At 60.1% G+C, this 8,238-nt stretch carries 6 protein-coding genes and 1 tRNA gene; 2 read left to right on the top strand and 5 right to left on the bottom strand.

Features of this window, described 5'->3' with window-relative positions:
- Positions 1–371: 371 nt before the first annotated feature.
- Positions 372–447: transfer RNA gene (locus LHW45_08740), tRNA-Gly, on the bottom strand.
- A 463-nt stretch (positions 448–910) separates the two neighbouring features.
- Between LHW45_08740 and LHW45_08735 the strand changes: the two genes are divergently transcribed.
- Positions 911–1,654, top strand: a complete 744-nt coding sequence (locus LHW45_08735; GenBank protein MCB5285658.1) for a hypothetical protein — start codon at positions 911–913, stop codon at positions 1,652–1,654.
- 219 nt (positions 1,655–1,873) lie between these two features.
- Positions 1,874–2,362 (top strand): DUF5706 domain-containing protein, encoded by a 489-nt coding sequence (locus tag LHW45_08730; GenBank protein ID MCB5285657.1) that lies wholly within the window; start codon positions 1,874–1,876, stop codon positions 2,360–2,362.
- A gap of 711 nt (positions 2,363–3,073) precedes the next feature.
- On the opposite strand, the gene LHW45_08725 is transcribed toward LHW45_08730, so the two are convergent.
- From LHW45_08725 to LHW45_08710, 4 genes are all read right to left on the bottom strand, one after another.
- A complete protein-coding gene (locus tag LHW45_08725; protein MCB5285656.1) occupies positions 3,074–4,927 on the bottom strand; it encodes a tetratricopeptide repeat protein in 1,854 nt (617 codons plus the stop codon).
- 95 nt (positions 4,928–5,022) lie between these two features.
- Positions 5,023–6,567: a glutamine-hydrolyzing GMP synthase gene (gene guaA, locus LHW45_08720; GenBank protein MCB5285655.1), complete on the bottom strand. Its 1,545-nt coding sequence runs from the start codon at positions 6,565–6,567 to the stop codon at positions 5,023–5,025.
- Positions 6,564–7,190 carry an MBL fold metallo-hydrolase gene (locus tag LHW45_08715; GenBank protein MCB5285654.1) on the bottom strand — a complete coding sequence of 209 codons (627 nt, stop codon included), beginning with the start codon at positions 7,188–7,190 and terminating at the stop codon, positions 6,564–6,566. The genes guaA and LHW45_08715 overlap by 4 nt, the downstream gene beginning before the upstream one ends.
- Positions 7,190–8,182, bottom strand: coding sequence for a tRNA (5-methylaminomethyl-2-thiouridylate)-methyltransferase (locus tag LHW45_08710; GenBank protein MCB5285653.1), 993 nt, complete (start codon positions 8,180–8,182; stop codon positions 7,190–7,192). The genes LHW45_08715 and LHW45_08710 overlap by 1 nt, the downstream gene beginning before the upstream one ends.
- Between the last annotated feature and the right edge of the window lie 56 nt (positions 8,183–8,238).

Genomic DNA, 8,238 nt, shown 5'->3' with positions numbered 1-8,238 from the left:
AAGATGAAAACAATGCAATTGGTCGCTTGGCCTTACATAGATTGTGAGTAACGAGGGATATCAGATGCCCTCAAACAACCTGAGAAACAATGAGTTGGAATTTACACCAACATTTGGGACTCTACAGTCTTTGATCTCAGATAACGCCTGCTCCGCTTTCAGGAATACCTCCTGCAACGATTGGTCTTTTGGTCGTGGCATCTCGCCTCCAGAATTTAGATTCTGGAGACAAAATAAGCAACATATATGATTTGTCAACATGGAATTTGTATTACCCATCAAACGTAGGTAGAAACGAAACAAAAAGGAAGATAACAGGGAAACTCAGGAGGATAAGGAAGCAAAAATCGGAATGAAGCAATATCAAGGAATGGAGCGGGCAACGGGACTCGGACCCGCGACCCGCAGCTTGGGAAGCTGCTGCTCTACCAACTGAGCTATGCCCGCTCTCAGGGAACACAAATCAAAACAGGGGGGTGTTTGTCAATACAATTCTGCGTGGGGGATGGGGTTGTCAACAAATCAAACAAATGGAATGTGATGACGTGGTGGGGTGGTGGCGTGGTGAAGGGGCGGGGTGGTGGCGTGGTGACGTTGTGGCGGGGTGGAACTCCGGAAGGTTAAGGTCCCCGTTAACCCAGTTCCGGAGGCGCGACCCTTTCGTTGTTCTGAAAGTCCCTGCGGGCCTTTGGTCGACCGGGAGATCGACCTTCCGGTTGTGGCCGGCGCGGCGTGAATGAGAATACCATAATAAACCTTGACAGTGAATTAAAGATCAAAACATTGCAATCAGTCTCACGACTTTGAATAGAATGTGATTAATGAGGACACTTGGATGTTCTCAACTCTTCTGACAATCAATGAGTTGGAGTTAGCCCAACAAAAAAGACCCCAACAAAGGAGATAACTCATGACGCGAAAACTCTGTACGATGGCGATGTTTTTCTTGGCATTCATTGTTTTATCAGCCAACGATATTCCTTCCCGGTTAACAGATCTGCCCTGCGCGCAGAACTTCGACGGACCCGACTTTCCCGCGGACTGGACCCAAACAACCACCGTGGGACCACTGGACAGATGGGTGCCTTATAACAGCAATTTTGTTGGAGGGGACCCCCATGAACTGCATTGTGACATGACGCCTGGAGCAGGCATCACCCGCCTGATATCACCCCAGATGAATACCGCCGGAAGTGACGAGATCATAGTTCAGTTTTTGCATGCCATCGGCTTTTACGACCTTGGCCTTGTTTTTAAACTGCAATACAGCCACGACCTGGTCACCTGGCACGACACAGACTGGTCGTCTTCTTACACGGGTTATAATCAAGGTGGGCACGTCAGCGTGCTGATCGCGAACCTGGATGCCCCCGCGACATATGTGGCCTGGACTTTGGAAGGAGACCAAATGGGCATGGAAGGCGCAACGCTGGACAACATCCGCATCCATCTCCGCGAAACCCCCGAGGCGCAGATCAGCGGCGACGGGTGGCTATCCTGGGATGCCATTCCCCACGCGAATGGCTACGACATCTACAGCGCGGATGATCCCACTGGAGAGTTTGGCTATGAAACAACTGTCTCCGGGGATAACGTTTGGCAAACTGATCTCAACCAGACCAAGAAATTTTACCGGGTGAAAGCCGTATATTAGATAAAGGTTCCCAGACCACTGGAGCAGTTTTCACCGCGAGGATAAATTTGGCAGGTCTGCCGGCAAAGACCGGACAGGCTCTGGATAATGTGGCACTCACTTGCAGAGTGGGGGGCAGGCATGGGCCGAAAAGCCGGACCGGGCGCCAGATTAAGCTTGACAAGAATCACCCGACTGACGGAGATTTCCGGCGTTTGCAGAAAAGCATAAGGAGCAGAGATGGAAAACCCCAGGGAAGATCTGGTCACCGCGGACCAACTGGAAAAGATCAACGCGGGCATGAAGCAGATGGTGCAGTTCGGAGATTCCAAAAACGGAGTGCTGCTGGGCGTGAACATCGCGATCCTCTATAACGTGACGATCAAAGTGCTGTCCTTCCAAAATATCCTCAACGCGGCGATCTCCGGCCTGGCGCTGCTGTGCTTCGCCATATCGACGCTGATCCTGCTCTGGTCGATCTTTCCGAAGCTGAAGTTCTCCCAGCGGGTCAATCCGCTCTTCTTCGGCTCGGTGGCGCAAATGGACCGGGACAGTTATCAGCAGCTTGGCTCCCGGCTGACGCAGGAGGAGCTGGCGCGCCACTACTTGGAGCAGATCCACACCAATTCCCAGATCGCGGCGAGGAAATTCCGGGAGTTCAAATGGGCCGTGCTGTTCGCGATCTTTTCCTACATGGCCTTCGCGGCGCTGCTGCTCATCGGCGTTTGAGCGGACAGAGCTGTGGAAGGGGGAGAAGGGTTTCCATCGCCCGCAAGGGGCTTGTCAAAGTCCTTTGCCTCCCACCCCCAAGGTTCCGCCGCGCTCCACCCTGGGCTAAGTTGTTACGCCCATCCGGGCGTTTTCACCTCTCTTGCAAACCGAGTGGGAATCGGCTGAACACAAGGCTTTCTTTCAAACTGAGTGGGTACCTCACCGGCGGAACCCCTCGCCAGAGGGGTGCATCACTATAGGCGGGGGTTTCAACCCACGTATCAGCAAGCCGGAACGAACCATAACCACCCCGCTCGCGGGGTGGAGGAATTCGCGGAGGGACTCATCGCTTCGCCACATGATCAGGTCAGCATTCAGCACATCCGATCCGCGATAAATCACGCATCAAAGTCCTGCACCCGCAAGCGGGTTTGAATTTCTCTTTACGCGTCCGGATACGGGGGTTGAAACGCCCCGCCTATAGTCTTGCACCCCTCTGGCGAGGGGTTTATCAGATATCAACCCGGGTGCTTCCACAGGGGTTGAAACGCCCCGCCAATAGTCCTGCACCCGCTCGAGGCGGGGTTCTTTGCCTCTGTTAAGCATCCGCGGGTTACAGATTCAACGCAGGGATTTGGCATATCAAGGTACAGGATCGACTATCACTACGGGTTTCCTCCGTTACCCACTCGGTTTGAAAGAGAGCCAAAATTCAATTGAGGGAAGGGTTCAGGCTTCCGGTTCGGGTGGCAACAGGGCTTGGTAGTGGGCGGCTTTGTCCGGTTCAGGCAATTTGGTGTAGATGGCGACCAGGGTTTTGAGGGCTTCGATGGTCCAGGGATGGTCGCTACCCAGGGTTTTGCTCCAGATCTCCAGGGCTTTCCGGCAGAGGGGTTCGGCCTCCCGCAGCCGGCCGCCGTTGAAACAGGTATCGGAGAGGTTGTAGATGGCGATGGCGGTGTGCGGATGTTCCGGCCCCTCAGAGGCGGAATGGATAGCGATGGCCTGCCGATAGAGTTCGCTGGCTTCATCCAGGCGCCCGAGGGAATTGTTCAGGCTGGCCAGGCTTTCGATGATATCGGCCGTGCCGGGATGTTCCGGCCCCAGTGACCGGCTGGTCACGGCGAGGGCCTGGCGCAAAAGCGGTTCCGCCTGGCCGAACTTTTCCTGCTGTTGATAACAGCGGGCCAAATGGTTCATGAGGGCAGCGGTGTCCGGATGCTCGTCCCCAAGCAGTTTCCGCCGGATCGCCAGGGCCTCCCTCACCAAGCGGGATTTGCCGATACCCGGCTCTCCGCAAACGTAGATGACGGGATTGGAGCCGGAATCCGGAGCCGCAGCGAGCATTTGCCTTAGTGAAGCCAGTTCCGCTTCCCGGCCGGTGAAGGCGTTTTCCTGCCTGGCCACGGTGGCCGGGGTTTGATGGCTGAGGCTGTAATAGCGCAGGGGCTGGTCGATGCCCTTGAGGTTGAGCAGGCCCAGATAGGTGAAGGAGTAGCTTTGGTGGAACTCCTGCCAGAAGCCGGCGTCGGTGAGGATCTCGCCGGGACGGGCCTTACCCATCAGGCGGGCGGCGAGATTCACGGGATGGCCCATGGCGGTGTATTCCCGCGCCTGGCCGGCACCGGTGTAGCCGGCTATCACCTCGCCGCAGCTGATCCCCAGCGCCAAAAGGGGTTGGCGGGCCAGCGCCGCCAGCGAGAATTTGCAGATCTGGTGCAGGGTTCTGCCTTCCGTGAGGGGCAGGCCAAAGAGGATGATCGCCAGCAGGCCCTTGTCGGTGGCGTCGAGCTTGTTCACCAGGCCGTGGCATGCGTCGGCCAGCTGTTCCAGGTCCGCGATGGCGGTTTCGCGCGCGGAGGGTTCGATCCCTTCCAGGCTGGCGAAGCAAAACGCCGCCGAGCGGATCTCCGGCTGGGGAGTGGATGCGGCGAACCTTGGGTTTTGGAAGCGCTCCCGGGCGGCAACCGCGGGGGGGATGTCCCCGGGGGCCGGAGGAGGGGAAAAATCAATATCGGCCAGACTCCAGCCGCCCTCAACGCGGTGAAAGCGGTCCAGGCCGATGGCGTTGGCCGCTTGTTCCGAAAAGATGTGGTCCAGCTTGAGTTCGGACAGGGCGGCCAGTTCGCGCATCGGCTCGCCAAAGAAGGCGTATTCGTGCTGGAAAGGGTTGGCGAAGATCCGCCACCGGAGCTCGCCCCGGGTAACGGTGAGCCGCACCTTCAGCTCGAAGGTCCCGGCGCTGGTGGGATAGGAATTGTGGGCGGCCAGCCAGCCCCTGATGGCGTTCACGGCCGAGGCCACAGCGGTACTTTCCGCGTTCGGAAAGATGGCGCAGAAAGCGTCTCCGGCAAAAAGGCTTACGAAGCCGCCGTAACTTTCGATGAACTGGATAGGTTCGGCGAAAAGGTCGTCCAGCATGGCGCTCAGGTCCTCGGCGCCCTGTTTGCCCAGGGCCTGAAGGCTGGTGCCGATGCGGGTGAAATCCGCGATGTCAAAGAGCAGGGCGAAGGCGTCGAGAGAGCCTTGCGAGGCTCCGGAAGCCGCCTGCCGCAGGATGAACTGAGGAATGTAGCGTAACATCTATTCCTTCCCTTTGGCGTGAACACTGATACTTGGTGATCCGCGGCCCGGGAGGTGCTGCTCCACCAGCAGCGCTGGGTTGGACGCCAGCGGGATCATTCCCATTCGATGGTGGCCGGGGGTTTGGAGCTGATGTCGTAAACCACGCGGTTGACGCCGCGGACCTCGTTGATGACGCGGCTGGAGACGTGTTTCAGAAAGGCGGGGGGAAGTTCGGTCCAGTCGGCGGTCATGCCATCCACAGAATTGACGGCGCGGAGGGCGCAGACGTTTTCGTAGGTGCGTTCGTCGCCCATCACGCCCACGCTGCGGATGGGGAGGAGCACGGCGAAGGCCTGCCAGGTGCTGTCGTAGAGGCCCCAGGCGCGCAGTTCGCTGATGAAGATCTCGTCGATGGCCTGGAGGCAGCTGACGCGGGCGGCGTCCACGGCCCCGATGATGCGCACGGCCAGTCCGGGCCCGGGAAAGGGATGGCGGCTGATGAGGGCTTCCGGGAGGCCGAGTTCCCTGCCCACGGCGCGCACCTCGTCCTTGAAGAGCTCGCGGAAGGGCTCGATGAGTTTAAGCCCCATCTTGTCCGGCAATCCGCCCACGTTGTGGTGGCTTTTGATGGTGGCGGAGGGCCCTCGGAAGGAAACGCTTTCGATCACATCCGGATAGAGGGTGCCCTGGGCCAGAAAGGTCACTCCGTCGTACCTGGCGGCTTCGCGCTCGAAGACCTCGATGAAGGTGTGGCCGATGCTCCGGCGCTTCTGTTCGGGATCATCGATGCCGGCCAGACGCTCCAGAAAGAGATCGGAGGCGTCCACGCAGCGGATGTTGAGCCCGGGCACGGCGGAGAAAGCCTCCCGCACGCGTTCTGCCTCGCGGAAGCGCATGCAGCCGTTGTCCACAAAGATGGGGATGAGGCGGTCGCCGAGGGCGCGGTGAAGCAGCAGGGCGGCCACGGAGGAATCCACTCCTCCGGAAAGGCCGAGCACCACCTTGGCGGCGCCGACCGTGGCGCGGATCTGATCCAGGCTGGAGGCGATGAAGTTTTCGGGCGTCCAATCCGGCACGCAGCCGGCGATCCTGAGGGCGAAATTGGCCAGGAGGGCCTTGCCCTGGGGGGTGTGGACCACCTCGGGATGGAACTGGAGCGCGTAGATGGGCTGGCTGAGGTGGCCGATGGCGGCAAAAGGTACGGTGGCGGTGGAGGCCAGGGCCTGAAAACCCTCCGGAAGCCGGGAAACCGAATCCCCGTGACTCATCCAGACCTCAGCGCCGGCGGGGATCCCGTCCAGCAGGGGATGGGGGAGGGCGGGTTCCAGCAGCGCGCGGCCGTATTCCCGGTTGGTGTGGCGCTCGATGGCGCCGCCAAAGCGGTCCGCGATCAACTGCTGACCATAGCAGATGCCCAGGAGGGGGAGGCCCAGGTTCCAGACCAATTCATCCGGACGGGGCGGATCGGGATCGAGCAGGCTGAAGGGGCTGCCGGAGAGGATGACAGCTTTGGGGGCGATTTGCCGGATCTTCTCCGGGGCGAGGTTGAAGGGATGGATCTCGCAATAGACGCTGAGGGAACGCAGGGCGCGGGCGATCAGCTGGGTGTACTGGGAGCCGAAATCGAGGATCAGGATGGTGTCGTGGCTGGGCATCAGGGCCTCACGAAGGGGTTGGAGCGCTTTTCCAGGCCGATGGAAGTGCGGGGGCCGTGGCCGGGGAAGACCACCGTGTCGTCGGGCAGGGCAAAGAGCCGGTGGATGGAGGCCACGATCTGGGCGTGGTTCCCCCCGGGAAAATCGGTGCGGCCGATGCTTTGTTGAAAGAGGGTGTCGCCGCTGAAGAGGAATTTATCCACTAGGAGGCAGATCCCGCCGGGGGTGTGGCCTGGGGTGTGGATCACGCGGACGCTGTGAGCGCTCAGCCGCAGGAGTTGCCCGTCCTCGGCCAGCAGGTCGGGAGGATCCAGCCGCAGCGGGATGCCGAGGTATTCGCTGAAGTTGCGGCGGTTGTCGGTGAGCATGGGGGCGTCCGCGGGATGGATGAGCACCGGAGCGCCAAGGGCCGCTTTGAACCAGGCGTTGCCGCCGATGTGGTCGCCGTGGCCGTGGGTGTTGACCAGCAGGGTGACCTTCAGGCCCAGGGCTTTGATCCGCGCCAGCAGCTCTTCGGAGGGCGCGGCGGGGTCGATCAGCCAGGCCTCGCGGGAGTCTTCATCCCAGAGCAGCCAGGTGTTGGTGCCCAGTTCTTCAAACAGGCAATGAGCTTCGGTTTTGAGCATTACAAATCCTTGTCGAGAGAGATCAGCAGCGGCCTGAAGACGGTTTCAGGACACTTTTCCACCCAAATCTCCCGCCAGTGATTCCTGTCAACACCATATTTCACCCAGGCTGGGGAGGGGGATTTTTTGCTGTAATAAAGCAGGATGGAGGCGGCGAGGGAGATGAGTTCCGAATGCGGGTCCGGGTGGGTGAGCAGCCCGAGGGGGCCTTCAACGTCGCGCAAGATGAACCAGAGTCCGGGTATGTCCTCCGCTTCGAGGCCGGCGTTGTCGGCCTGGTCGCGTCCCACGATGAATTTGAGCTGGGGGCCAAGGCGGAAATGGCGTCCCCAGCGCAGGAGGCGGATGTTGGATTCGCTGTCCTGGCCGCTGGCGATGAGTTCGCGCAGGCGGAGCGAGAAATTGCGGTCGGTGAGCAGGCAGCCGCCGCCGGGGGCGGGATAGGAGAGGCCGAGTTCGCCGGCCAGGGCGATCTGGCGGCTCCGTCCGCGGCCGCTGAGATCGAGCAACTGGCTTTTGTCCACCCAGCCCTCAGTGATGGGAAGCGTGTCCGGCAGCAGTTTCTGGGAAAGGGGGCGAACGATGAGCGAGGCGTGGCCGCTGAGTTTGTCCACTGCCTGGAGGGCGTTGCGGCGCTGGGACATCGGCCTCTGGCCCAGCACTTCACCGGAGATGAGGAAATCCGCGCCGAAGCTGGGCAGCAGTTTCGCCGCCTCCGCGAACATCAGGCCGTGGCAATCTATGCAGGGATTGTGGTTTTTCCCAAAGCCATGGACGGGATCGGCCAGCATCTTCAGATGGGCCTCGGAAATGTCGATCACAGTGACTTCCAGGCCGTTGGCCCGGGCGCTTTCGACGGCGCGATCCGCGGTGATGTAGGGCGCGCTGAAACAGACGGGATGCACCCTGTGGCCCAGCCTCCGCATCCAAACCACGGCCAGGACGCTGTCCAGGCCTCCGGAGAAAAGGGCGAGGGCTGATCTTTTATCCATGCTATCCTTTGTCCTTAAAAAAGGGGCCTGCCGTGAAAAGCAGGCCCGTGGGACTC

The sequence above is a fragment of the Candidatus Cloacimonadota bacterium genome, from assembly GCA_020532085.1.
Lineage (GTDB): Bacteria > Cloacimonadota > Cloacimonadia > Cloacimonadales > Cloacimonadaceae > Syntrophosphaera.
This window is presented reverse-complemented; position numbering and strand designations above follow the sequence as displayed.

Coding starts and splice junctions, on each gene's coding strand:
- LHW45_08725 (MCB5285656.1), bottom strand. CDS start 4,927: ATGTTACGCTACATTCCTCAGTTCATCCTGCGGCAGGCGGCTTCCGGA.
- LHW45_08710 (MCB5285653.1), bottom strand. CDS start 8,182: ATGGATAAAAGATCAGCCCTCGCCCTTTTCTCCGGAGGCCTGGACAGC.
- LHW45_08735 (MCB5285658.1), top strand. CDS start 911: ATGACGCGAAAACTCTGTACGATGGCGATGTTTTTCTTGGCATTCATT.
- LHW45_08730 (MCB5285657.1), top strand. CDS start 1,874: ATGGAAAACCCCAGGGAAGATCTGGTCACCGCGGACCAACTGGAAAAG.
- LHW45_08715 (MCB5285654.1), bottom strand. CDS start 7,190: ATGCTCAAAACCGAAGCTCATTGCCTGTTTGAAGAACTGGGCACCAAC.